20 protein-coding genes and 1 other RNA gene are annotated in these 23,975 nt (G+C 64.5%); 12 read left to right on the forward strand and 9 right to left on the reverse strand.

Annotated features, from left to right (window positions below):
• The 5 genes from ACTNFK_RS02875 to ACTNFK_RS02895 form a co-directional block, all read right to left on the reverse strand.
• On the reverse strand, positions 1–735 hold the full coding sequence (locus ACTNFK_RS02875) for an alpha/beta hydrolase (protein WP_433646769.1): 735 nt from the start codon (positions 733–735) through the stop codon (positions 1–3).
• 78 nt (positions 736–813) lie between these two features.
• Entirely contained in the window at positions 814–1,593 is a 780-nt protein-coding gene (pstB, locus tag ACTNFK_RS02880; protein WP_433646768.1) for a phosphate ABC transporter ATP-binding protein PstB, read from the reverse strand.
• A 71-nt stretch (positions 1,594–1,664) separates the two neighbouring features.
• Complete coding sequence (gene pstA / locus ACTNFK_RS02885; protein WP_433646767.1) at positions 1,665–2,747, reverse strand: phosphate ABC transporter permease PstA; 1,083 nt, start codon at positions 2,745–2,747, stop codon at positions 1,665–1,667.
• A 3-nt stretch (positions 2,748–2,750) separates the two neighbouring features.
• Positions 2,751–3,689: a phosphate ABC transporter permease subunit PstC gene (gene pstC / locus ACTNFK_RS02890; RefSeq protein ID WP_433646766.1), complete on the reverse strand. Its 939-nt coding sequence runs from the start codon at positions 3,687–3,689 to the stop codon at positions 2,751–2,753.
• 95 nt (positions 3,690–3,784) lie between these two features.
• The gene (locus tag ACTNFK_RS02895; protein ID WP_435936140.1) at positions 3,785–4,894 is read right to left on the reverse strand and encodes a phosphate ABC transporter substrate-binding protein PstS; all 1,110 of its coding nucleotides are present in this window, start codon (positions 4,892–4,894) and stop codon (positions 3,785–3,787) included.
• Between the two features lie 166 nt (positions 4,895–5,060).
• Here ACTNFK_RS02895 and ACTNFK_RS02900 point away from each other — a divergent pair, with 166 nt between their 5' ends.
• Positions 5,061–6,323: a CapA family protein gene (locus ACTNFK_RS02900; protein WP_435936141.1), complete on the forward strand. Its 1,263-nt coding sequence runs from the start codon at positions 5,061–5,063 to the stop codon at positions 6,321–6,323.
• A 150-nt stretch (positions 6,324–6,473) separates the two neighbouring features.
• Positions 6,474–7,517 carry an NAD(P)-dependent alcohol dehydrogenase gene (locus tag ACTNFK_RS02905; RefSeq protein ID WP_435936142.1) on the forward strand — a complete coding sequence of 348 codons (1,044 nt, stop codon included), beginning with the start codon at positions 6,474–6,476 and terminating at the stop codon, positions 7,515–7,517.
• Positions 7,518–7,620: 103 nt separating this feature from the next.
• Here ACTNFK_RS02905 and ACTNFK_RS02910 read toward each other — a convergent pair whose 3' ends face one another.
• The 4 genes from ACTNFK_RS02910 to ACTNFK_RS02925 are packed head-to-tail and all read right to left on the reverse strand — an operon-like array spanning position 7,621 to position 12,438.
• Complete coding sequence (locus ACTNFK_RS02910; RefSeq protein WP_435936143.1) at positions 7,621–8,571, reverse strand: NUDIX hydrolase; 951 nt, start codon at positions 8,569–8,571, stop codon at positions 7,621–7,623.
• Positions 8,568–10,739 carry an RNA degradosome polyphosphate kinase gene (locus ACTNFK_RS02915; RefSeq protein ID WP_435936144.1) on the reverse strand — a complete coding sequence of 724 codons (2,172 nt, stop codon included), beginning with the start codon at positions 10,737–10,739 and terminating at the stop codon, positions 8,568–8,570. The genes ACTNFK_RS02910 and ACTNFK_RS02915 overlap by 4 nt, the downstream gene beginning before the upstream one ends.
• 50 nt (positions 10,740–10,789) lie before the next feature.
• Positions 10,790–11,749, reverse strand: a complete 960-nt coding sequence (gene mshD, locus ACTNFK_RS02920) for a mycothiol synthase (protein ID WP_435936145.1) — start codon at positions 11,747–11,749, stop codon at positions 10,790–10,792.
• Positions 11,746–12,438, reverse strand: a complete 693-nt coding sequence (locus tag ACTNFK_RS02925) for a winged helix-turn-helix transcriptional regulator (protein ID WP_435936146.1) — start codon at positions 12,436–12,438, stop codon at positions 11,746–11,748. The genes mshD and ACTNFK_RS02925 overlap by 4 nt, the downstream gene beginning before the upstream one ends.
• 90 nt (positions 12,439–12,528) lie before the next feature.
• On the opposite strand from ACTNFK_RS02925, the gene ACTNFK_RS02930 reads away from it, so the two are divergent.
• From ACTNFK_RS02930 to ACTNFK_RS02975, 10 genes are all read left to right on the forward strand, one after another.
• On the forward strand, positions 12,529–12,816 hold the full coding sequence (locus ACTNFK_RS02930) for a hypothetical protein (protein WP_433646758.1): 288 nt from the start codon (positions 12,529–12,531) through the stop codon (positions 12,814–12,816).
• A 145-nt stretch (positions 12,817–12,961) separates the two neighbouring features.
• Positions 12,962–14,074 (forward strand): CAF17-like 4Fe-4S cluster assembly/insertion protein YgfZ, encoded by a 1,113-nt coding sequence (ygfZ, locus tag ACTNFK_RS02935; protein WP_435936147.1) that lies wholly within the window; start codon positions 12,962–12,964, stop codon positions 14,072–14,074.
• A 9-nt stretch (positions 14,075–14,083) separates the two neighbouring features.
• Complete coding sequence (locus ACTNFK_RS02940) at positions 14,084–14,827, forward strand: phosphoglyceromutase (protein ID WP_433646756.1); 744 nt, start codon at positions 14,084–14,086, stop codon at positions 14,825–14,827.
• Positions 14,828–14,880: 53 nt separating this feature from the next.
• Positions 14,881–14,977: signal recognition particle sRNA small type (gene ffs / locus ACTNFK_RS02945), an RNA gene on the forward strand.
• Between the two features lie 23 nt (positions 14,978–15,000).
• A complete protein-coding gene (pta, locus tag ACTNFK_RS02950) occupies positions 15,001–17,121 on the forward strand; it encodes a phosphate acetyltransferase (protein WP_435936148.1) in 2,121 nt (706 codons plus the stop codon).
• Positions 17,118–18,353, forward strand: coding sequence for an acetate/propionate family kinase (locus ACTNFK_RS02955; protein ID WP_435936149.1), 1,236 nt, complete (start codon positions 17,118–17,120; stop codon positions 18,351–18,353). Before pta ends, ACTNFK_RS02955 begins: the two co-directional genes overlap by 4 nt.
• A gap of 29 nt (positions 18,354–18,382) precedes the next feature.
• The gene (locus ACTNFK_RS02960) at positions 18,383–20,656 is read left to right on the forward strand and encodes a DNA polymerase III subunit gamma and tau (RefSeq protein ID WP_435936150.1); all 2,274 of its coding nucleotides are present in this window, start codon (positions 18,383–18,385) and stop codon (positions 20,654–20,656) included.
• Positions 20,657–20,669: 13 nt separating this feature from the next.
• A complete protein-coding gene (gene recR / locus ACTNFK_RS02965) occupies positions 20,670–21,263 on the forward strand; it encodes a recombination mediator RecR (protein ID WP_435936151.1) in 594 nt (197 codons plus the stop codon).
• Between the two features lie 154 nt (positions 21,264–21,417).
• Positions 21,418–22,695 carry an aspartate kinase gene (locus ACTNFK_RS02970; protein ID WP_435936173.1) on the forward strand — a complete coding sequence of 426 codons (1,278 nt, stop codon included), beginning with the start codon at positions 21,418–21,420 and terminating at the stop codon, positions 22,693–22,695.
• Between the two features lie 108 nt (positions 22,696–22,803).
• Entirely contained in the window at positions 22,804–23,877 is a 1,074-nt protein-coding gene (locus ACTNFK_RS02975; RefSeq protein WP_435936152.1) for an aspartate-semialdehyde dehydrogenase, read from the forward strand.
• The last annotated feature ends 98 nt before the right edge of the window (positions 23,878–23,975 follow it).

Genomic DNA, 23,975 nt, shown 5'->3' on the forward strand with positions numbered 1-23,975 from the left:
TCACCGTCCGCCGGAAACGTCGACGTGTCGCGTGATGAATGCAGAAATGTCTGCAACCTCTTCCAGGCTGATGCCGTGAGCGATGCCCGGGTAAAGGCGAGCGTCGAGCTCGGTGTGCGCCGGGAGCCATTCTGAGGTGAACGCAACTCGCTCGGCGCTGATGATCGGATCGGCTGCATCGCGACCCCAGAAGAGCGGAGGGCGTATCTCGGCCAAGTGGGCGTCACCGGAGAAGGTACCGGGAATAACAAACCCCGAGCAGTTCACGCCGCACGCAAAGCGCTCGGGCTGTAGCCGGAGCATCGAGGTGACCATCGCCCCGCCCTGCGAGAAGCCCATCAGCACCTGTGTGCCAAGCCCCCCGTCGACCTGTGCGTCAAGCTCGTCAAGCCACTGCAGCATCGCGAGCGCGGCAGCGTGTGGATCGGAGCCCACGAAGTCGGTCGGAGAAGTCTGTGGCACGGGCAGCCCATCGGCGCCGAAGGGGATCTGGAACCAGGCAAAGCCGTTCACGACGGGCGGGGGAGCTGTCAGCGGGGCCCGCGGTGAGGCGCAAACGAAGGCCCCTGGGAGCTTGGGGGCGAGTTCGATCAGGTCACCCTCAAACGAGCCGTACCCGTGCATCATCACTAGCAGTGGTCGGTCGGCGAGCGCGGCTACCGCGTCATCCCGGGAGGCTGAGACGCCCCCAACCGACCACCGCACGAGGTCATCGTTGATCCACACACCACTCATGCGTCTTAGCCTAGTCTTTGACGGATATATTTCGCGAGGGTGCTCCGGGCGCGGTCGGTGTGAGTGCTGTGGGGCAAGCTACCCGAAGCGGCCGCTGACGTAATCTTCGGTCGACTGCTCGGAGGGGGTCGAGAAGATCGTCCGGGTGTCGGCGTACTCAATGAGCTTGCCGGGCTTGCCCGTGCCCGCGATGTTGAAGAAGGCGGTGCGATCGGAGACGCGCGATGCCTGCTGCATGTTGTGCGTCACGATGACGATGGTGAACTCGCTCTTGAGTTCGTCGATGAGATCTTCGATGGCGAGGGTCGAGATCGGGTCGAGAGCCGAGCACGGCTCGTCCATCAGCAAGACCTCAGGCTGCACGGCGATGGCACGCGCGATGCACAGGCGCTGTTGCTGGCCGCCTGAGAGCCCGGAGCCCGGCTTGTCGAGGCGATCCTTCACCTCATTCCAGAGGTTTGCGCCGGTGAGGGAGCGTTCGAGCAGCTCTTCGGCGTCGCTCTTCGACATGCGGGTGTTGTTCAGACGCACGCCAGCCAACACGTTCTCGCTGATGGACATCGTGGGGAAGGGGTTTGGTCGCTGAAACACCATGCCGACCTGGCGACGCACCATTACGGGATCGACACCGGGGGCGTACAGGTCTTCACCATCGAGCAGCACTTCGCCATCTACACGTGCGCCCGGAATCACTTCGTGCATGCGGTTGAGCGTGCGCAACATCGTTGACTTTCCACACCCCGACGGGCCGATGAATGCAGTGACACTGCGCGGTTCGATGCTCATTGAGACACCCTCGACTGCAAGGAAGTTCCCGTAGTAGACGTTGAGGTCATTAACCTCGATGCGCTTCGACATATGGTTTCTTTCTTTTTGTAGAGGATCGGTGCTGGTGGTGCACGCCGGAACCGTGAGCTAGTGCGCTCGCACTACCGTCCAGTCTTGGGCGAGAAATACTTTGCGATGAGTCGTGCCAAGAGGTTGAGTAGCATCACGATCAGAATGAGTACAAGCGCGGCCGCCCATGCGCGATCGAGGAACGCAAACGCCGGATTGCCCTGGTTTGCAAACTGCGTGTAGACGAAGACTGGCAGCGACTGCATGCGGTCCTGAAAGAGGTTGTAGTTCATGCCCGCGGTAAAGCCCGCGGTGATGAGGAGCGGTGCAGTCTCACCGATGACGCGCGCGATGGAGAGCATGATGCCCGTGGTGATGCCGGCGATTGCAGTCGGCAGAACGACTTTGATGATGGTGAGCCATTTGGGAACCCCCAGTGCGTAGGAAGCCTCACGCAGTTCGTTCGGCACCAGACGCAGCATCTCCTCACTCGAGCGCACCACAACCGGGATCATCAGGACCGAGAGCGCGATCGCGCCAATAATGCCCATGCGCACACCCGGCCCGAAGATCAAGACGAACAGTGCATAGGCGAAGAGGCCCGCGACGATGGATGGGATGCCCGTCATGACGTCGACGAGGAACGTGATGGTCTTTGCGAAGCGACCCCGGCCATATTCCACCAGGTAGATCGAAGTGAAGAGGCCGAGAGGCACCGAGATGACCGTCGCCGCGAGGGTGATGAGCAGCGTGCCGATCATGGCGTGGAGAGCGCCGCCTCCCTCGCCGGTGACATTGCGCATGGAGGAGGTGAAGAACTCCAGATCCATGCGCGCCATGCCATTCCCGATGACGGTAACTGCGACCGACACCAGGGGCACCATGGCGAGGATAAACGCGGAGGTCACGAGGCCAGTGACAAATCGGTTGGTGGCCTGTCTGCGACCTTCCACCGCCGCGGTAATTCCGGTCGAAGCCACGAGGTACACGGCGGCCCCCACAACGGCCGCACCGACGAGATTAAATTCGGATCCCGCGGCCGACCCTAGAAGGGCAAACAGTGCTGCTGAAGCCGCGAGACTTGCGGCAAGAATGAGCCAGATGGCGCTGCGCGGTAGCCTGTTACCCGCAAGGCTTGAACCGGCGGGTTGTGTGCGAACGTCGATACTGCTCATAGGTTAGTTCGCTCCCGAGAATTCGGCCCGGCGGTTCACGGCCCACCGGGCGACCGCGTTGACCAGAAACGTAACGATGAAGAGGATGAGGCCGGTGCCAATAAGCACATTGACGTTCTCGCCGTAGGCTTCCGGGAAGCTGAGCGCGATGTTTGCCGCGATCGTGGATGGGTTCTCGGAAGTCAGCAGCTTGATGGTGACGAGCCCGGTAGCGGACAGCACCATGGCGACCGCCATGGTTTCGCCCAGCGCTCGTCCGAGGCCGAGCATGGCCGCCGACACGATGCCGGAGCGACCGAAGGGCAGAACCGCCATCTTGATCATTTCCCAGCGGGTCGCCCCGAGCGCGAGAGCGGCTTCCTCGTGCAGCACGGGCGTCTGCAAGAACACCTCTCGGCACATGGCGGTAATGATCGGCAGAATCATCACCGCAAGCACGACCGCCGCGGTCAGGATCGTGCGCCCAGTGCCTGAGACCGGACCCGCGAAGAGCGGGATCCACCCGAGATTGTCAACCAGCCAGGTGTAGATCGGCTGCACGGCCGGAGCGAGCACACCGATTCCCCACAGGCCGAAGACGACGCTGGGGACAGCTGCGAGCAGATCGACGATGTAACCGAGGGTTTGCGCGAGCTTGCGGGGTGCGTAGTGAGAGATGAACAGTGCGATGCCGATGGAAATTGGCATCGCGATGAGCAGCGCAAGAATTGCAGCCCAGACGGTGCCGAAAACGAGCGGCCAAACGTAGGCCCAGAAATTTGACGGCAGAATCGAGGCCGACTCGCTCGTGGCAAAGAATGCGGGAATGCTCTGGCCAATGAGGAAGATCGCAACCGCAGCGAGGGTTACGAGGATCATTCCCCCGGCAAAGAGCGCTGTTCTGGAGAAGACGACATCTCCGATGCGTGCCTTCGCCTTCAGCGTCGGGGCGGTCGTGGTCATCTTGCGATTCCTTCGTTCGGTTGAGGCACAGAACATGGCCGATGCGCTTCCGGGCCGAAGTGTGATACTCCGGCCCGGAAGCGCATCTTTGGAGACTAGCTGATCATGTCGATTGCGGCGACAACCTTCTCGCGCAACACGTCGGTGATGGGAGCGTTGCCCGCTGATTCCTGCGACACCAACTGGCCCTCTTCGCTCGCCATGTAGTTCAGGTAGCCCTTCACCAATTCGACGTTTGCCGGGTCAGCGTAGGTCTCGCACGCAATTGCGTAGCTTACGAGCACGATTGGGTAGACACCCGAAGCGTCGGTTGCTCGGTCGAGCACGATGGCGAGGTCGCCTGCGCCTCGTTCTTCGGTCTCGCTCGCGAGAGGCGATGCGTCAACGATCGAGGCAGCAGCCTCAGGCGAATACGGCACGAACTCTTCGCCGACCTTCACCGCGACGGTTCCGAGGCCCTCGGCGCGCGATGCGTCCGCGTAGCCGATGGTGCCCACGCCGTTGGTGACGGTGTCAACAACGCCAGAGGTGCCCTGTGCTGCCTCGCCGCCCAGGGCGGTTGGCCAGTCACCCGAGACCTCGTCGGTCCAGACATCGCCTGCAGCCGCCGAGAGGTACTCAACGAAGTTCTCAGTGGTGCCCGACTCGTCAGAACGGTGCACAGGGTTGATCGCGAGGTCCGGAAGCTCGACGCCCTCGTTTAGCGCGGCAATCGCGGGATCATTCCACTTGCTGATGTCACCGCGGAAGACCTTGGCGATGGTCGCTGCGTCCATGTTCAGGGACTCGACACCGTCGAGGTTGAAGATCACAGCGATCGGGGAGACGTAGATCGGGAGCTCGATGATGCCGGAGTCGGCAGCGCATGCCTCGAAGGGGCCCGCGGTGATCTCGTCAACCTTGAACGCACGGTCGGAACCGGCGAAGTTGCTGCCGCCCTGCTGGAAGGTCTCGCGGCCAGCACCCGAGCCGGCAGGATCGTAGTTGACGGTGACGTCAGGGTTTTCCGTCTGGAAGCCAGCGATCCAGGCCTCCTGTGCGGCGCCCATTGAGGAAGCGCCGACACCGACGAGTGAGCCGGAGAGCGACGAGGCTGCGCCATCGGTCGTCTCTGTGGTGCCACCCTCGTTGGAAGCGCAGGAGGTGAGTGCGAGGAGAGCAATCCCGCCGATGGTGATGGCTTTGATTGAAGCTGAAGTCTTCACTGCGTGTCGTTTCCATTTCTGATTGCTGTGATGATGTGCACAGTAGGCGATGGCCCACGTGCTTCACGCTACGTCCCGGATGTGGCCAGTCTTCCTCCGGCGGGTGAACGGAAGGTGAACACGCGTGAACGAATGGGGTGTCGACGCCCTCGCGTAGAATCGCACCATGAGGAAACCGTCGCTGCCAGTGCACAGAACCCCGTTTACCGCAGCAATAGCCTTGACGCTCATCCTCGGTTCCGCAGGTTGTGCGGTCGAGTCGGAGCCCACCCCGACCCCGACCCCAGCGGCCGCCGCTGCGCCGACCCCGGAGCCAGTGCCTGAGCCGCAGCCGGGGGTCGGGCCCGAGTGCCCGACACTGCACTGTGTCTCGGTGGCGGTGACGGGCGACCTCCTGTTCCACCAGGGGCTCTGGACCCCGTACGCGATCCCGACAAATGAACTGGGGCAGAACTTCAACTTCGTTCCGCTTTTCGAGGGCCAGCGCGCGTATCTTGACCGCGCCGATCTTGCCATCTGCCAGATGGAGACCCCGCTTGCTCCAGTGGGCGGTCCGTACTTTGGGTATCCGGCGTTCAGCACGCCACCGGAGCTTGCGGCTGCTGCGAAAGACATTGGCTACGACGTCTGCACGACGGCTTCCAACCACACGGTTGACATGGGTACCGAGGGCCTGATCCGCACCCTTGACGGGCTCGATGCCGCGGGCATCGCGCACACCGGCTCGTATCGCGCCGAAGGTGAGCGTGACGTGCCGCTGATCGTCGAGGCGAACGGCGTGAAGATAGCGATTATTACGTCGACGTTCTCGCTGAACGGTCTCTCCGCAGAATACGACTGGCAGGTTGACTACGGTGGGCCCGAACTTGGTCTGGATCCGGAGCGAACCATCGCGAAGGCGCAGGCCGCGCGTGAAGCTGGTGCCGACCTGGTGATCGGCGTGCAGCACGCGGGCACCGAGTACTCCACGGTGCCCGACGTGCAGCAGGTAGGAAATGCTCACCAACTGGTCGACAGTGGCCTCTTCGACTTTGTGTACAACCATCACACCCATTCGGTGCAACCCATGGAGGTCTATAACGGGCGGTGGATCGCCTACGGCCTGGGGAACACAATTAGCGAGTCGGCGCCATCGAGCGAACGCGTGAACAACGAGTTCCTGATGGTGCGCATTCAGTTCGCCCAGCAGGTCGACGGCACCTGGACCACGAATGACGTGTCGTGGAACGCCGCCACGAACACGCAAAACGGGGTCTACAAGTGGTGCTCGGTGGCATCCGATGCGCCGCAGGGAATCTGCCAGTGGCCAGAGTTTGATGCCGATGTGCGCGAACGCACCCGTGCAACAGTGAACGCGATGGGTGCCGCTGAGCTCGGCGCTCGAGAGTGGTTGCTTTCCGATGAGGTACGCCCGGATGCTGCCGGATAGGGAGGACCGAGTAATCCGGGGAGTCGAACGGGTAAGAAACTTGAAGCTTCATTAGAAATCTCGCACTCGCCGGAGTAGCCTGGATGAAGGCGGCGCCGCCCGAAGGCGCTTACCGGTGCCGACGGCACTGCTCCGAAATGGAGGAAGATCATGAAGGCTGTTCGTTTCACTGCGTGGAAGACATTTCCCACGATCGAAGAAGTGGATCGGCCTACCCCTGGCCCCGGGGAAGTGCTGCTGAAGATCGCCGGTGCCGGTGCGTGCCACTCAGACGTCGCCATCTTCGAGCAGTTTGACGAGAGCATGGGCACGCAGCTGGCCCCGGCCTACACCCTTGGCCACGAGAACGCTGGCTGGGTGGAGGAGGTCGGCGCGGGCGTGACTGGATTCACGCAGGGCGATGCCTACCTGGTCTACGGTCCGATCGGCTGCGGTGCCTGCCCCACCTGCTCGCGCGGCCAAGACACCTACTGCTACAACGCGGCCACTCAGCCCTACCTCGCCACCGGTCTCGGCCGCGACGGGGGGATGGCGGAGTACATGACGGTGCCGGCACGCAATCTGGTGCCACTCGGCGACGCCGATCCCGTCGATGCTGCCCCGCTGGCTGACGCAGGTCTCACCCCCTACCACGCCATCAAGAACTCGCTGCCAAAGCTGGCGGGCGGCGGCAAGACCGCCCTAGTTATCGGGCTCGGTGGCCTCGGCCAGCTAGCTGTGCAGATCCTGAAGGCGATCACCGGTGCCACCGTCATCGCGACCGACATGAAGCCCGAGGCCATGGCCGAGGCCGAGCGCAGCGGCGCGATCACCGTGCCCGGCGGCGACGACCAGGTTGCGAAGATTCGTGCACTCTCCGGCGACCAGGGTGTCGATGCAGTGTTCGACTTCGTGGGCATTACCCCCACGATCAAGCTCGCCCAGCAGGTTGTGCGACGCCAGGGTCGCATCACCGTGGTGGGGGTTGCCGGGGGTCCCACCAGCTGGGATTTCTACACGAACCCCTATGAGGCGGAACTCACCAACACGTACTGGGGCACCATCGAGGAGCTCTACGAGGTCGCCGCACTCTACCGCGCCGGCCAGATCAAGCCCAGCGTCAAGCGCTACGCCATGGCCGACGCGTTGCAGGCGTACCACGACCTGCACGACGGTAAGCTGTCGGGTCGCGCTGTGGTTATGCCTCACGCCTGATTCAGTGCAGTGGATCCCCGCTCTGCGCTCTCGGCGAGGGCCGTACGGGGATCCACCTCTTTGTGCAGGACGATGCGAGCCCGACAGCCGACTCCGCCATTACTCAGAGCTTGATCGGGTACATCTCGACACCCAAGATACCCGCGCCCGGGTAGCGCCGCGACAGATGAAAAATCGAGAACCCGGCGGGGGGCAGTGCAGCGGCCTCACGCAGATAATCGCCTGGCAGACTGCCGGTGGCGAGAGCGAGTTCGCGTGCGGCATCGGGAAGTACGGGTCGATGCGTGCAAATCACCGTGTTCTTGCCCTTGCGCACGACCTTGCCAACCGTGCGGCGCAATTCATTGGTCTCACCGACGTCCCAGGCATCCTGGCTGAGCCCCTCGTGCACGCGCACCGTCTTGTGGAGGCGATGGGCGAGCGGTGCCACTGTGCGCATACAGCGTTCAGCGTTTGACGAGTAGATGCGGGAAACCCCGAAGGCCTCCAACGTAGGGATGAGGAGTTCCGCCTGATCCTCACCAAAATCGGAGAGCGGACGTAACCGGTCCTCGGGGAAGTCGGCGCTGCGAGACACGGCCTTCGCGTGCCGGAGCAGAATTACCGAAAATGAGTCGATCGCGTCGCGCTCGACCAAATTCGCGAATACGTCAAAAATCTCCTGGTCGGCGGAATAGCTGAGTCGCTTTCGCGCCTGCGCGACCGGCACCCATTCGAGCGCCTCGATTTCGGCGTTGGGAACGAATCTCGACACCTGCACGGCAGGTTCGGTAACCTCGGCGGCCCAGTACTGCACGGTCTTCTTTCCGCCGGTGGGAAGGGTGTAGTGGATCGTGCCGAGGTTCACGCCGAGGGTCACCCCGAGGCCGGTCTCCTCGAGGGTTTCGCGCACCGCAGCCTGCGGCATGCTTTCACCCGGGTCGAGTTTCCCCTTGGGGAAGGAGACGTCCTTTTGCTTCGTGCGATGCACGAGCAACACCATGATCTGATCGGAGACTCGCCGCCAGCACACGGTTCCTGCCGCGAGAATCTCGGTCTCTGCCGCAGCGCTCATCGGCTGCCCCGCGACCTCGCCTCGGTGCGGTCAACCATCACCAGGTCTTGCAGATCGGGAAGCGCCTCCCCGTTCTCGCCGACCGAGTGACGCTGCCACGTGCCGTCAGGGAGCATGCGCCAGGAGGAGACATCCTCGCTGAATGCGAAGTCGAAGAACCGTGAGATGCGCGCCAGGTGCTCGCGTTCGGTGATGCGCACCAATACCTCGATACGACGGTCGAGGTTGCGGTGCATGAGGTCAGCGCTGCCGATGAACACCTCGCGCGCGCCGTCGTTCTCGAACGCGTAAATGCGGGAGTGCTCGAGGTACCGACCGAGCACCGAACGCACCCGAATGTTGTCAGACAGGCCCGGCACTCCGGCGCGGATCGAGCAGATGCCGCGTACCCACACCTCAATCGGCACGCCCGCCTGGCTGGCATGGTACAGCGCGTCGATGATCTGTTCATCGACCATGCTGTTGGCCTTGAACTGGATGCCGCAGGGGCGCCCGGCACGCGCGTGCTCGGCCTCGCGCTCGATGCGCTCGAGCAGGCCCCCACGCAGACCCTCCGGAGCGACCAGCAGTCGATCGTAGCTCGTTTCGATGGCGTACCCAGAGAGCACGTTGAACAGCTTGGTTACATCGCGACCAACTTCGGGCGACGCGGTGAAGAGCCCGAAATCCTCGTACATCCGGCTGGTCTTCGGGTTGTAGTTTCCGGTACCGATGTGACAGTAGTGCGTGAGCTTGCCCTGCTCTTCGCGGATCACGTGCACGAGCTTGCAGTGCGTCTTAAAGCCGACCATGCCGTACACCACGTGTACGCCCGCCTGCTCGAGCTTTCGGGCCCAGGTGATGTTCGCCTCCTCGTCAAAGCGCGCCTTGATCTCGACGAGAGCAAGTACCTGCTTGCCGGCCTCGGCCGCCTTGATGAGCGCCGCGACGATCGGGCTGTCGCCGGAGGTGCGGTACAGCGTCTGTTTGATGGCCAGCACGTCGGGATCGACCGCTGCCTGCTCGACGAACGCCTGCACGCTGGTCGCGAACGATTCGTAGGGATGATGCACCAGCACCTCGCGGCGCGCAATCGCGCGGAAGATGTCGGGCGTATCGCTTGGCGTGTTCGGGCGGAAGCTGGGATGCGTCACGGGAATGTGCGGTTTGAACTTCAGATCTGGCCGTTCGAGTCTGGTCAGCGCAAACAGGCCGCTGAGGTCAAGGGGCGCGGGCAGCGTGTAGACCTGTTCCTGGTCGATGTCGAACTCGGTCACGAGCAGATCGAGCGTCGCCTGGTCCATGTCATCCGAAATTTCGAGGCGGATCGGCGGCCCGAAGCGCCGCCTGAGCAGCTCCTTCTCCAGGGCCTGGATGAGATTCTCGGTCTCATCCTCCTCGATCTCGACATCCTCATTGCGGGTGACACGGAAGACGTGATGATCGATCACCTCCATGCCGGGAAACAGGCCACCGAGTTGGTTTGCGATGAGCTCTTCCAGTGCGATGAACCGCACGCTGTCGGCCGATTCGCGCTGATCCACACGTACGTAGCGGGGAATCATTTGCGGCACCTTCAGCCTCGCAAATTCGATCTTGTCGCTGCGAGGGTTGCGCACTCGGATCGACAGGTTCAGCGCGCGGCCGGAGATGTAGGGGAACGGGTGGGACGGGTCGACCGCGAGGGGCATGAGCACCGGGTAGATGTGCTGCTCGTAGTAGTGGGTGAGGATCTCGCGGTCTGCCGCGTCGAGCGTGCCCCACTTCACGAAGCGCACCCCCGCCGCCTCAAGGTCTGGCTTCACCTGATCAGCCCAGCACCTGGCGTGCCGCTGCTGCAGTTCGTACGCCGTGCGATTGATCACCGCGAGCACATCGCCCGGAGCCCGGCCCACATTGGTCGGGAGAGCGAGGCCGGTGAGGATGCGGCGCTTCAGTCCGGCGACGCGAACCATGAAGAATTCGTCGAGGTTCGACGCGAAGATGGCGAGGAAGTTCGCGCGCTCCAGCACGGGCACCGCGGGGTCTTCGGCAAGCTCGAGCACCCGCTGGTTGAACGCCAACCAGCTCATCTCGCGATCAATGTAGCGGTCGGCAGGGAGGTCTTCTCCGCCGGGTGGAAAAGGCGCGTCTAATGCCGTTACGGGAACGATCGCAGCGAGTCGTGCCGCATCAGGAGTGTCACTCATGACCCCATTGTGTCAAATGCCACCGTTGTGCGCGCAGACAGGCCGTGCGTTTACCCATTGTTTCGGAGCCACTGCGTGCTCACGGTGTCGACCGTGAATCCCGCTCGGGTGTACAGCGCCAGGGCGTGCTCGTTCGAGCCGTCGACGTAGAGGGTGATGCGGGTGGGGCGGTGCTCGCTCATGCGCCTGAGTGTCTCCCCGAGGAGCGCGGCCCCCAGCCCACGTCCGGCATAGACGGGGTCGACCCCCAAGACGTAGAGCTCGGCCTCGACGAGGTCGCCTGCGCGCACGGTCTTGATCCAGGTGTATCCGGCGAGCGACCCGTTCGACTCGTCTCTGGCGAGAATCAGATCTTCGGGATCGAACCAGTGTTCCGCGCGAAGTGCTGCGAAATCGGCGTCGGTGACCCCGCCCTGCTCGGGGTGGTCGGCAAAAGCCGCGGCGTTGACGCGCACCCACGATTCGGCGTGCTCGTGATTGGCGGGATCGAAGAGCTCGAGGCGAAAATCAGAGGGCATCGCTCGGGCCTCGGCGACGGCAGCAGAAAGCCTCGCCGGGTCGAGGGCCAAGCGGTACAGTGTGCGCACCGGAGCGAAGCCAGCGACGCGCAGGAGGGCGCTTGCCGCCGGGTTCTCGCCGTGCGCCCAGGCGCGCAGGGCCTCCGGTGCCGCGCGATCCGCCTCGGCGAGCAGGTGTGCGAGCGCGGCGCTTCCTACTCCCGCGCCGCGGACATCGGGGCGCACGACGAGGTCAAGTTCGCCTTCTCCGAACACGCCGACCGCGAGGGGGTTCTGACTTCCTGCGGAAGGATCGCTTGCCGCGTCGCCGTCAGTGTCGATGTCAGTGTCGTCGAAGGCGACCAAGGCGCGAGTGCCACGGCTCGCCGCGAGCATGGCCTGGTCGGAAATCGGGGAGGTGCCGTCTGCTCGCTCAGCGTCGGCCACCAGTGCACGCACCGACTCCATCGAGCGCCGATCACTCGGGTCGATGAGCCTGGAGGTGAGAGTCACGAGGGTTCCGGCTCGTCTCGGTCACGCTCGCGCGCAAACCCGTACCCGACTCCACGGACGGTGCTGATGAGGCCCTCGTGCTCGCCGAGCTTTGCCCGCAGGCGCCGCACGTGCACGTCAACGGTGCGGGTGCCCCCAAAGTAGTCGGTGCCCCACACCTCACTGAGCAATTGCTCGCGGGTGAACACTCGGCCGGGGTGGCCAGCGAGGTAGTGCAGGAGCTCGAACTCCTTGTAGGTCAGATCGAGAGTGCGCTTGTGTACGCGCGCCGTGAAGTTGCGCTCGTCGATGACGATGCCCGCGATGCTGATCGCCGTCAGTGAGGCCGATTCGCCGCTGTCTCCCGCATCTCGGCGCACCTGGCCGAGGCGCAGGCGGAGGTCGATTTCTGCGGGGCTCGCGGCAGGGAGCAACACGTCGCTGATGCCCCAGTCTGGTGTGACCGCAGGGAGCGCGGATTCAGTGATGAGAAGAAGGCGGGGCGTCGGACAGTCGCCGAGAAGCTCGAGGCAGACCGCTCGTGCCCGGCGCGGGTCGCGCGTGGCATCCACCAGTATGAGGTCGAACCGGGCCGCCGCGCTCGCTGGCAGGCGAACTGTGAGTGGCGACGTGCGGAGCTCGTGCGGCAGGAGATCAAGGCCGGGAAGAGCGGCACCCGGGTCACCATCCGTGAGGCAGAGCAGCTGCAACGATCGCGCCCCCTCCGCCGCGCGGAATGCGCGTGCTCCGCTGTCTATATTACTGGGGTGCCGGGGTGCCCTGTGTGCGAAGATGTCAGGGTGACCCAGCAGACCATCCCCGACAAGCATCCGTGGCATCTTCCGCGGCTCATCGCGGCATGGGTTGTGGCCGCTGTGTTTGGCATTCTCGTGACCGTGTGGGTGCCCGGTGAGGCCCGGTTTCAGTGGCTCGCGCTCGCGGTCGGTGTCAGTACTCTGGTGACCTTCGCACTGCAACTTGGCACCGCGCAGCGTATCGGGTTCATCACCCGTACCTCTTTTAGCGTTGCTGGCTCGGTGCTGATCATCGCGTTGATCGACGGAATTGGGGTGCTGGTCGGCGCCTGACGGGCGCTGCTAGACTTGCCTCATGCTTGCACTCGAACTGTTCTTCACTGGGTTGCTTCTTCTTGCCACGCTTGCGATCGCGTGGGTCTCGGGAACAGTTATTTATCGGCTCTTTAAGGGCCAGCGCTAAGCGTTTCGCTCGTTCGTGCCTGACCCGTTTCTGAATCTCCCCGGCGCAGTCGCCGACGAAGCTTTTGGGGTGCCACTGCACTTTGGTTCGCCACTGAGCGAGCAGCGTGCGCTCGCCGAGGGCGACGCGATCGTGAGCCTCTCCCATCGCGGTGTGATTGCGGTGAGCGGGCCAGATCGCTTGAATTGGCTCGACTCGATGACGAGCCAGCGGTTGCTCGGGCTGTCGGCCGGTGATTCAGCCGAGACGCTGCTGCTTGACCCCAATGGGCGCATCGAGCACGCGATCCGCATCACCGATGACGGGGAACGGGCCTGGTTGCTCGTCGACGAAGGCGAAGCCGAATCGCTCACCGCGTTTCTGCTGCGCATGCGGTTCGCACTGCGCGTCGAGGTTACCGACGTTTCAGACTCGTTTACCGCGGTCTTCGCTTGCGGCGGCGGCACGGCTCTTCCCGCGCTAGTGAGTCTGGGGCTCGCGGTGGCCGAGTGGCGCGATCCCTGGGGCGAGGCACAGCCGGGCGGGGCACAGTATGCGCGAGGTGAGCACGCCGGCACCGGTTGGGTCGCGTCGCAGCTCGTTTTCTCGCGGGCGGATCTGCCGAAGGTTGCGGGGCTCGTTGCCTCGGGCGTGGCGCGGGCCGCGGGCCTCGGGGCCCTCGACGCACTCGAAGTGCGAGCGTGGCGCCCGAGCGTTCACGGCGAGGTTGACGATCGCGCGATCCCGCACGAATTTGACTGGCTACGCACCGCGGTTCACCTGAACAAGGGATGCTATCGCGGGCAGGAGACGGTAGCGAAGGTGCACAATTTGGGGCACCCCCCGCGCAGGCTTGCCATGCTGCACCTCGACGGATCTGGGGGTGAGTTGCCGGAAGCAAGCGCCCTTGTGTACCTCGCAGGCGAATCTGGATCCGCCGATGCAAGGCCCGTAGGTCGCATTACGCGCGCGGCCCTGCACTACGAATGGGGTGGCATCGCGCTGGCCCTCTTGAAGCGTTCGGTCGCCGAAGACGCGCCGCTTGAGGTGCGCACGGCGAGTGGCGAGATCATCGCAGTGACACAAGAAACGATCGTGCCCGCAGACGCAGGACGCACGCGGGACGTGCCCCGTCTCAAGCGGCTGTAGTCTTGAGCCATGACGAACACGTTGATTTTGTTGCGCCATGGCCAGAGCGAGTGGAACGAGAAGAACCTCTTCACCGGGTGGGTCGACGTGCGCCTGACCGAGAAGGGGCGCACCGAGGCCGGTCGTGCTGGTGAACTCATCGCCGACTCCGGGCTCGCGCCAGACGTGCTCTACACGTCGCTGCTGAGTCGGGCCATTCAGACGGCCAACCTGGCGCTCGATTCCGCCGACAGATTGTGGATCCCGGTGCGTCGCTCGTGGCGGCTGAATGAGCGGCACTACGGCGCGTTGCAGGGGCTCGACAAGGCTGAGACGCTCGCCAAGTACGGCGAGGAGCAGTTCATGCAGTGGCGTCGCTCGTTTGACACCCCGCCGCCCGCGCTTGATGACGCGAGCGAGTGGTCGCAGGCGAACGACCCCAGGTATGCGGGCATCGACGGGCAGCGGCCGCAGACCGAGTGTCTGAAAGATGTCATCGATCGCCTGATTCCCTACTGGGAGGGGGAGATCCTTCCCGACCTGAACGCGGGCCAGACGGTGCTGGTCACCGCGCACGGCAACTCGCTGCGCGCGCTCGTGAAGCACCTCGACGGCATCAGCGATGCCGACATCGCGTCGCTGAACATCCCGACCGGTATGCCGCTGGTGTACGAGATCAATGCCGACGGCACGCCCGCTGGCCCGGGCCGCTACCTCGACCCCGAGGCTGCGGCGGCAGGCGCGGCGGCGGTCGCTGCGCAGGGCAAGCACTAGATCTCGCCGATTCCCAGTTGGATCAGCAGTCGCCTGCGATTCCGCTAGACTATTGAGGCCCCCCACGTGGCGGTACCTCGGTGAACTCCCCCAGGGCAGAAATGCAGCAAGGGTAGCCGGGCTCTACCGGGTACGTGGGGGGTCTTGCATACCCTCCGCCTAGACTGGTGCACGTGGTCGCTTCAATATATTTGACGTCTGCCGAGGGCAGATCCGGGAAGAGCGCGGTGGCACTGGGTGTGCTCGATGCCATGCTCGTCGATGCGCCGCGGGTGGGGGTCTTCCGGCCGCTGATCCGCGCGGGGGACACGCGAGACCGCGTGCTCGAGCTGTTGCTGACCCGCGCGACGGCCCGCGCGGGCTATGCAGAGTGCGTCGGAGCCACCTATGACGAGGCGCACGACGACCCCGATGCTGCGATCGCTCGGATCGTCACGGCATATCAGGCATTGAGATCTCGATGCGACGCGGTGGTGGTGGTCGGGAGTGACTTCACCGATGTCGCCGTTCCCACGGAGCTCGCGTTCAACGCGCGCGTCGCGGCGAACCTCGACACTCCGGTGCTGTTGATCGTGAGCGGGCGCACCCACGACGCATCGGAGACCCTGGGGCAGAGCACCCCTCGCACGGCGAGCGATATCGCGCAGGTAGCCGAGATCGGCAGGCACGAACTCCACGCCGCACACGCCAGCCTGCTCGCCGTCCTCGTCAATCGGGCGGATCCACCAGCGCTGGAGCGCATCGTGACCGAGGTGAGCGCGGCGGTGCCGGCGGGCCTTCCGGTGTGGGCGCTTCCGGAGGAGATCGCGCTCGTGTCGCCGACCGTGGCAACGGTGCTGGCCGCGGTCCGTGGACGCCTGGTGCGCGGCGGGGCCGAGCTGCTTGCCCGCGAGGTGCGGCAGATTGTGATCGCGGGAATGTCGATGGAACATGTGTTGCCCAGGCTCCTCGAGGGCTCGGCCGTGGTCGTGGCGGCGGATCGCGCGGAAACCCTGCTCGCGGTGACGATGGCGCACGAGGCCCCAACGTTTCCGACGCTCGCCGCGGTGGTGCTGAACGGGGACTTCGAACTGTCGCCGGATGTCGAGCGGTTGCTTGACGGCATCGGCTCCGCGCTGCCCGTGATTCGTACCTCGCTCGGCACCTTCGACACCGCTCAGCACATCACGCAGTCGCGCGGCGTGCTGAGCGCCGACGAGCCCGCGCGGCTCGACACTGTCATCGGGCTCTTTCGTCAGCACGTGGACGCGGCGCTGCTGCGTGACCGGCTGGAGCTGTATCGCGGCGAGGTGCGCACGCCCATCATGTTCGCCTACGAACTCTTTGAGCGCGCGGCCGCGGCGGATGCGCACATCGTCCTGCCCGAGGGCGATGACGATCGGATTCTGCGCGCCGCGAGTTCGCTGTTGGCGCGCGGGACCGCCCGGCTCACGATCCTCGGCGACGAGGTCGCCGTGCGCAAGCGCGTGTCTGAACTCGGTCTCTCGCTCGCGGGTGCCGAGGTCGTGGATCCCGAAACCTCCCCTCTGCGTGAACGTTTCGCCACCGAGTACGCGCGGCTGCGCGCACACAAGGGGGTGACGCTTGAGGAGGCCGCCGAGCGGATGACCGATGTGAGCTACTTCGGCACCATGATGGTGCAGTTGGGTCTGGCGGATGGGATGGTCTCGGGTGCCGCACACACGACGGCGCACACGATCAGGCCGAGCCTCGAGATCATCAAGACGAAACCGGGTGTCTCGGTGGTGTCAAGCGTGTTCTTCATGGCGCTCGCCGATCGCGTGCTCGTGTACGGCGACTGCGCGGTCAACCCCGATCCGACCGCCGAGCAGCTCGCCGACATCGCCATTTCCTCCGCGGAGACGGCGGCACAGTTCGGCGTCGACCCCCGAGTCGCGATGCTGTCCTATTCCACCGGCGATTCAGGAAGTGGAGCCGACGTCGATAAAGTGCGTCGTGCGACTGAGATCGCCCGTGCGGCACGGCCCGATCTGCTCATCGATGGCCCAATTCAATACGACGCGGCCTCCGACCCCGCGACCGGTGCGTCCAAGCTGCCCGGCTCATCGGTGGCGGGGCGCGCGACCGTGTTCATATTCCCCGACCTGAATACGGGGAACAACACGTATAAGGCCGTGCAACGTTCGGCTGGGGCCGTCGCCGTCGGTCCGGTGTTGCAGGGCCTGAACAAGCCGGTCAACGATCTCTCTCGGGGGGCCACGATCGACGATATCTTGAACACCGTGGCCATCACCGCGGTGCAGGCGGGCATGGGCAAGGAGGCACACGCGTGAGCCTCATTCTGGTGGTGAATAGCGGGTCATCGTCAATCAAGTATCAGCTCATTGACGCGCACACCGAGCGGCGGGAAGCCTCGGGGCTTATCGAGCGCATCGGTGAGTCGATGGGCCGCGTCGTGCACCGGGCCGGGTCAGTGAGCACTGAGAGTGAGATGCCGATCCGCGACCATCGTGCCGCATTTGCCGCGATGGTCGATGCCTGCGCTGCGGCCGGACAGCCGCTTTCCGAACTTGGGCTGTCTGCGGTCGGGCATCGCATCGTGCAGGGGGGCAGTGAATTCGTCGATCCGACGCTCATCACGGACGCGGTCGCTGCGAGGATTCTCGAGCTCGCGGAGCTCGCGCCGCTGCACAACCCCGGGCATCATCAGGCAATCGTGGCGGCGCGCGCGGCGTTCCCCCAAGTGCCTCATGTCGCGGTGTTCGACACGGCGTTCCACCAAACCATGCCTCCGGAGGCATACACCTACGCGATCGACACCGAGGTCGCCGCGGCGCACGGAATTCGCCGCTACGGGTTTCATGGCACCTCGCACCAGGTCGTGGCGCAGCGGGCGGCCGACTTTCTGGGGGAGCCGATCCACTCTTTGAAGCAGATCGTGCTGCACCTCGGCAACGGTGCATCGGTCTGCGCCATCGATGGTGGTCGCTCTGTGGCGACCTCGATGGGGCTCACCCCACTCGAAGGGCTCGTGATGGGTACCCGGAGCGGCGACCTCGACCCGGGGGTGCTGCTGCACCTGCTGCGTACGGGTTACTCAGTGGATCAACTCGACGAACTCCTGAACAAGCGATCGGGGCTCGTCGGCCTCGCGGGGTCGAACGACATGCGAGACGTGCGAGCGGCGGCCGATGCCGGGTCAGCACGCGCGCGGTTGGCGCTGGATGTGTATGCGCGGCGGATCCGCCACTATGTGGGGGCGTACCTCGTCGAACTGGGGGCCGCGGATGCGCTCGTCTTCACTGCGGGCGTGGGCGAGAATCACGCGCCCCTGCGGTCGGAAGTCTGTGTGGGCTTGGAATGGCTGGGGATCGAGATCGATGCGGCGCGCAACGCCTCGTTGGAGTCGGGTTCCCGGCGAATCAGCACTGATTCCTCACGCGTGCAGGTGCTTGTCGTGCCAACCGACGAGGAAGCCGAAATCGCGCGGCAATCGTGGCAACTCGTGAGTAGTGATCGAGCGTCATCGCAGTCTAGGGAGCGAACGGAATCACTCCCCGGCTGATTGTCGGTGCCCGCCGGTAGCATGGGTGCGTGGCTACCGCACTGTATCGCCGTTATCGGCCAGAGGGCTTTTCCGAGATGATCGGGCAGGCCCATGTGACCGAACCCCTCATGACCGCGCTGCGCAACGGGCGCATCGGTCACGCATATTTGTTCAGCGGCCCTCGCGGATGCGGAAAGACCACCTCCGCGCGCGTGCTTGCCCGTTGTCTGAACTGCGCCGAAGGCCCCACCGACACGCCGTGCGGAGTGTGCCCGAGCTGCGTCGAACTGAGTCGTGCCGGAGGCGGCTCTCTCGACGTGGTAGAGATCGACGCGGCCAGTCACGGAGGTGTCGATGACGCCCGTGAATTGCGCGAGCGCGCGGTATTCGCGCCGGCCCGAGACCGGTTCAAGATCTTCATCATCGACGAGGCCCATATGGTGACGCCGGGCGGCTTCAACGCGCTGCTGAAGATCGTTGAAGAGCCGCCGCCGCACGTGAAGTTCATTTTCGCGACCACCGAGCCCGAAAAGGTCATCGGCACGATTCGCTCACGCACCCACCACTACCCGTTTCGGCTCATCGCGCCAGCCGCGCTCATCACCTATGCCCAGAGTCTGTGCGACAGCGAAGAGGTGGACGTTGAACCCGGCGTGCTGCCGCTGGTCGTCCGTGCCGGTGGCGGGTCGGTGCGAGACACGCTCAGTATTCTCGACCAACTCATTGCCGGCAGCGAAGAAGGCCGAGTCTCCACCGAGCGCGCCGCTGGCCTGCTCGGCTTCACTAGTTCAGAACTTCTTGACGAGGTCGTTGTTGCGCTCGCCGCGAGCGACGCTGCGGCGGCATTCCGCGCGACCGATCGCGTTGTGCAGACCGGGCAAGATCCCAGGCGTTTCGTCGAAGATCTGCTCGAGCGGCTGCGCGATCTCATCGTCATCAGCGCGACATCAATCGACGGCGCTGCCGCCGTGTTCCGCGGTGTTCCCGAGGCGCAGTTGCAACGCATGTTCGAGCAAACCCAGGCCTTTGGTCGGGGCGAACTTTCTCGCCTCGCTGACACGGTGAGCACCGCGCTCGACAAGATGGCTGGTGCCACGGCACCACGACTGCACCTCGAGCTGATGATCGCGCGGGCGCTTGCCACCGCGGTTCCCGCGTCTGGCCCGGCTGCCGTGACCAGCGCTGCTCCGGCACCTGGTGCAGCACCAACGACGACACGGAGTTCCATGTCGGCTCAGGGCGCGGCCTCGGCCTCGGTGCCTGCTTCGGCCTCGGTGCCTGCTTCGGGCTCAGTGTCGACTTCGGGCTTGGTGCCTGCTGCAGGATCGGCACCACCCTCCGCGCCCGCCCCTGTGGCCAGCGAGCCAGCACCAGACATCATCAGTACACTGCGATCGGCCCGCGAGTTTCTGCGCAGTGACTCGGCCGGGGCAGGTTCTGCCGGCACGGCGAACGCCGGATCCACTGCGGGGAGCAACGAGAACCAGCCCCACGTCGCACCACCGATCGCTGAACCGGTGACGCTTGACGAGCTGCGCGAGGTCTGGGCAGACCTGCTCGAGGAGATCCTCGAGCACGACCGTGACGCTTGGAACGCGGTGCGCCCGGTGGTGCCGCTCGAACTCCACGATGACGTGCTCACGATCGGAATCGCGAGCCAGTCAGACCTCGAGAGCTTTAAGTCGGTCGGGGCCGGTCCGTTGCGTGAGGCGATCAGCGCGGCGATCGGGCTCACGGTGCGGTATGTGCCGAAGCAGTTGCCCACCGGTGCGCCAGGTCTGCCTGCCGCGTCGTCGACCGAGGTGCCCGGTGCGCCAGACGGGCCGGGGGAAGCGGCAGAGGACCCCGACCCGGCGGGAAATGAGGATCTTGACCCCATCTCGGCGCGACTCAGCGCCTTGATTGGGGGCATCGGTGCGGCTGCCGCCAAACCACCGGTCGGCGAATTTGGCGATGCGACGTTCACGCCCGATCGGGATCCGAGGCTCGATCCCTCGTTTTCCCCAGGGCTCATCGGGGAAGCACCGGACGATCCCTACGCCGGGCTGCCTGACGAACCGCCATCCGAGTTCGACGACGCGCTCGCCGGTGCCGATCCACTGAATGGCGCGGGCACCGGAACACGCACCGAACACCGTGAAAGCCCGTCGTCGGGTCAGGCACTGGCGCAGGCGGAAACCGTCTCAAAGCCTGATCCTCCGGAGGCGCGGCCGATGACGAACGCCCCGACTTTCACACGGTACGGGGAGTCGGTCGTGCGCGAGGTACTCGGCGCAAAGTTCATCGAAGAGATTCCGCTCTCGAATCAATATGACAGTTAAGGCGAGGTAACTCATGTACGACGGCATCGTGCAGGATCTCATCGATGAATTTGGCCGCTTGCCAGGTATCGGCCCCAAGTCGGCACAACGCATTGCGTTTCACATTCTGCAGACACAGAACTTCGACGTCACTCGATTGGCCGAACTTCTGACCGATGTGCGCGAACGGGTACATTTCTGCGAGGTGTGCGGCAACATCACCGAGCAGGAGCGGTGTTCGGTGTGCCGCGATCCGCGCCGTGACCCGACGATGATCTGTGTGGTGGAGGAGCCGAAGGACGTCGTGGCGATTGAGCGCACGCGTCAGTTCCGTGGGCTCTACCACGTGCTGGGGGGCGCGATCAGCCCGATAGACGGCATCGGTCCCGATGACCTCAATATCGCCTCGCTGATGCGGCGATTGGGCGAAGCCGAGATCCGGGAAGTCATTCTTGCCACGGATCCTAACCTTGAGGGGGAGGCCACGGCCGCCTACCTCTCTCGGCTTCTGAGCGCCATTGAGGTGCCGGTTTCGCGTCTCGCGTCGGGGCTTCCTGTCGGGGGAGACCTTGAGTTCGCCGATGAGGTGACGCTGGGTCGGGCCTTCGAAGGGCGTCAGCAGGTCTAGCAATCGGGCGTTCTGCCGCCGATTCCCGACGCGGAAGAGCCCTCGCGGGGCTGGCTTCTGGAAGCGCTGAATTCTTCCCCATGTGGGTCGCGGTAAGATGGTCGTTGGTGCAAACCTGAAATTTTTCCCCGACCGCATGCAGGAGGTCCCACCCGTGGCATTGATCGTGCAGAAATTCGGCGGGTCTTCTGTCGCTGATGCCGAGAGTATTAAGCGCGTCGCGAAGCGAATCGTCGAGACCAGGCGTGCCGGTAACGAGGTCGTCGTTGCAGTCAGCGCAATGGGTGACACCACCGATGAGCTCCTCGATCTTGCCGCCGAGGTCACCCCGATTCCCGCTCCGCGAGAGCTCGACATGCTTCTCACCGCTGGCGAGCGCATCTCCATGGCGCTGCTTGCCATGACGATCGAGGGAATGGGCGCCGAAGCGCTCTCGTTCACTGGCAGCCAGGCCGGCATGATCACCACAGCCGAACACGGGGCCGCGAAGATCGTTGATGTCACGCCCAAGCGCGTGCGTGAGGCACTCGATCAGGGCGCGATCGCTATCGTCGCTGGCTTCCAGGGTTTCAACCGCGGCACGGGTGACATCACCACCCTCGGCCGCGGTGGATCCGATACCACCGCAGTCGCGCTCGCCGCCGCGCTTGATGCCGACGTGTGCGAGATCTATACCGATGTTGACGGGATCTTCACCACCGACCCGCGAATCGTCCCGCTCGCGCGCAAGATCGATGCGATCACCTCCGAGGAGATGCTTGAGCTTGCCGCTTCCGGAGCCAAAGTGCTGCACCTGCGCGCGGTCGAATACGCACGCCGTCACGGGGTCGTGCTGCACGTCCGATCCTCGTTCTCGAACGAAGAAGGCACGATCGTCTACGACCCCGCAAAGGGGCACCCGAAGGGAGTTCAGATGGAAGAGCCGATTATCACCGGTGTCGCCGCTGAGAAGAACGAGGCCAAGGTCACGGTAGGCGGGGTGCCCGACGTGCCCGGCAAGGCTGCACAGATTTTCGAGTGCGTCGCGAAGACGAACGCCAATATCGACATGATCGTGCAGAACATTTCGGCAGCCGACACGAATCGCACCGACATCTCCTTCACTGTGCCGCTCGCCGAGGGTCGCAAGGTTGTCGAGGCGCTTGAGGCCGACCGCGATGAGTTGGGCTTCACGAGCCTGCTCTATGACGATCAGATCGCGAAGGTCGCCGTCGTGGGTGCGGGCATGCGCACAAGCTCCGGTGTCTCGGCGCAGCTATTCCGCGCCCTCTTCGAGGCAGGCATCAACATCGAGATGATCTCCACCTCCGAGATCCGCATTTCGGTGGTCACTCATGCTGATGCGATGGAAAAGGCGGTGCGCGCACTCCACACCGCGTTCGGCCTTGATGCAGAGTCAGAGGCCACCGTATACGGGGGCACCGGGCGCTAGCGTCCGCGCACAATCGTTTTGCTGGTGGATCGCCAGGCGTGATCCACCCCCACTTCAGAGGATGGGTGACCGCACGGGCACCTCCTCGCACGCAGACAGGAGTCTTCGATGGCTGAAACACAGACCTTGACCGTTGCCGTGGTTGGTGCGACCGGCCAGGTGGGTGGCGTGATGCGTCGCCTGCTGGACGAGCGCGACCTGCCCTTCACGACACTGCGGTTCTTCTCGAGCGCGCGTTCGGCGGGAACCACCATTGAGTTTCGCGGAGAGCCGATCGTGGTGGAGGACGTCGACACCGCCGACGTCTCGGGCATCGATATCGCTCTCTTCTCCGCCGGAGGTGCAGCCTCCAAACAGTACGCCCCGAAGTTTGCCGCCGCGGGCGCGGTGGTCATCGACAATTCAAGCGCCTGGCGTCTTGATCCGGAGGTGCCGCTCGTGGTGAGCGAGGTGAATCCTCACGCAATCGACGAGGCGCTCGCGGAGGGTGCCAAGCGCATCATCGCCAACCCCAACTGCACCACCATGGCTGCCATGCCGGTACTCAAGGCGCTTGACACCGAAGCCGGGCTGGAGCGACTCGTTGTGACGACCTTCCAGGCTGTCTCGGGCTCGGGCCTCGCCGGGGCAAAAGAACTCGCCGGGCAGGTCACCGCTGCGGTCGAGGCCGGGGGAATCGAGGGCCTCGTGCACGACGGGCGAGCCGTATCGATGCCGGAGCCCACGATCTACGCGAAGCAGATCGCGTTCGACGTGGTGCCGCTCGCGGGTTCGATCGTCGACGACGGCCAGGGTGAGACCGACGAAGAGAAGAAGCTGCGCAACGAGAGCCGGAAGATTCTCGAGCTGCCGGAGCTTCGGGTCGCTGGCACATGCGTGCGCGTGCCCGTCTTTACCGGACACTCACTGGCGATCAACGCCGAGTTTGCGCGCCCGCTGTCCGCGGCGCGCGCGACTGAGGTGCTGTCTGCGGCGCCGGGGGTCGCACTCAGCGAGGTGCCCACGCCGCTTGAGGCAGCCGGGCAGGACCCGAGCTTTGTGGGTCGCATTCGCGAAGATCAGTCGGCTCCCGAAGGGCGCGGAATTGCGCTCTTCCTCTCGAACGATAACCTGCGCAAGGGTGCCGCGCTGAACGCAGTACAGATCGCGGAACTGGTCGCGCAGAAGCTCCTCGTCGCATAGGTAGGAGCCCCACTGGCAGTGCCCCCGGCAGTGCCAGTGGGAACGCCACTGTCCCGATTTCGAGTGGCGTGTTTTCGAGTGGGCGTGAATGGTTGGTT

Source organism: Leucobacter fengyongliangi, from assembly GCF_052386045.1.

Bases quoted from the DNA above. Each gene is read 5' to 3' on its own strand.
- ACTNFK_RS02875 (WP_433646769.1), bottom strand. From the start codon at position 735: ATGAGTGGTGTGTGGATCAACGATGACCTCGTGCGGTGGTCGGTTGGG.
- pstB (WP_433646768.1), bottom strand. From the start codon at position 1,593: ATGTCGAAGCGCATCGAGGTTAATGACCTCAACGTCTACTACGGGAAC.
- pstA (WP_433646767.1), bottom strand. From the start codon at position 2,747: ATGAGCAGTATCGACGTTCGCACACAACCCGCCGGTTCAAGCCTTGCG.
- pstC (WP_433646766.1), bottom strand. From the start codon at position 3,689: ATGACCACGACCGCCCCGACGCTGAAGGCGAAGGCACGCATCGGAGAT.
- ACTNFK_RS02900 (WP_435936141.1), top strand. From the start codon at position 5,061: ATGAGGAAACCGTCGCTGCCAGTGCACAGAACCCCGTTTACCGCAGCA.
- ACTNFK_RS02905 (WP_435936142.1), top strand. From the start codon at position 6,474: ATGAAGGCTGTTCGTTTCACTGCGTGGAAGACATTTCCCACGATCGAA.
- ACTNFK_RS02910 (WP_435936143.1), bottom strand. From the start codon at position 8,571: ATGAGCGCTGCGGCAGAGACCGAGATTCTCGCGGCAGGAACCGTGTGC.
- ACTNFK_RS02915 (WP_435936144.1), bottom strand. From the start codon at position 10,739: ATGAGTGACACTCCTGATGCGGCACGACTCGCTGCGATCGTTCCCGTA.
- ACTNFK_RS02940 (WP_433646756.1), top strand. From the start codon at position 14,084: ATGACGAACACGTTGATTTTGTTGCGCCATGGCCAGAGCGAGTGGAAC.
- recR (WP_435936151.1), top strand. From the start codon at position 20,670: ATGTACGACGGCATCGTGCAGGATCTCATCGATGAATTTGGCCGCTTG.
- ACTNFK_RS02975 (WP_435936152.1), top strand. From the start codon at position 22,804: ATGGCTGAAACACAGACCTTGACCGTTGCCGTGGTTGGTGCGACCGGC.